Here is a 667-nt window from a genome sequence, read left to right as displayed (position 1 = left end):
GGCCTTGTGGCGCTTTACTACCCTATCCCCACCCCCACCACCCCGTCAAGATATCCAACCCAAAGTTTTTTGAAGCCAGAAGGGATCCGGATCCACCGTTAGACTGTTGAAGTGAGCTCAGATTGGGTTAGACGGGTCTATGGGGATTGTGATTGGGGCTGCTGCTCCTGACTTTAGCTTGCCTGCGGTGGGGAAAGGGATCCAAAAGGGAGCCCAGATTTCACTGGCGGCCTACCGGGGCAAGAGCAAGGTGTTGCTGGCCTTTTACCCGGCGGATTTTTCCCCGGTATGCACGAGCGAGATGCGTTGCTTTCGGGAGGATTGGGAAGCTTTCCGGGCCGCGGGCTGCGAGATCTTGGGGATCAGCAGCGATCCCCTCTCCAGGCACCAAGCCTTTGCCGAGCAGCTTAAGCTGGAGTTTCCTTTGCTGAGCGATGTGGACAGAACCGTGAGCCAGCAGTACGGGGTGGACAGCCTGCTGGGGACGCGGCGGGCTTATTTTTTGGTGGATAGCCAAGGGATCCTACGCTACCAGCATGTGGAGTGGCTGCCCTTGTTCAAGCGAGACAACCGGGAGCTGCTGGAGGCCGTGAGGGCGATTAGCTAGCTCGCCGGGAAGCCCCGCACTCTCTGCAACAGCAGGAGGGTCGGGATGAAAGGCGGATAT

1 protein-coding gene is annotated in these 667 nt (G+C 58.6%); it reads left to right on the top strand.

Annotated elements, in window-relative coordinates; genetic code table 11:
* The first annotated feature begins 139 nt into the window (after positions 1-139).
* Positions 140-607 carry a peroxiredoxin family protein gene (locus tag NW839_RS01400; protein ID WP_414332127.1) on the top strand — a complete coding sequence of 156 codons (468 nt, stop codon included), beginning with the start codon at positions 140-142 and terminating at the stop codon, positions 605-607.
* Positions 608-667 lie beyond the last annotated feature (60 nt).

The organism is Synechococcus sp. R5-15, from assembly GCF_047462035.1.
Lineage (GTDB): Bacteria > Cyanobacteriota > Cyanobacteriia > Thermostichales > Thermostichaceae > Thermostichus.
This window is presented reverse-complemented; position numbering and strand designations above follow the sequence as displayed.

Excerpts from the sequence above, each read along its gene's own strand:
- NW839_RS01400 (WP_414332127.1), top strand. The coding sequence starts at position 140 with ATGGGGATTGTGATTGGGGCTGCTGCTCCTGACTTTAGCTTGCCTGCG.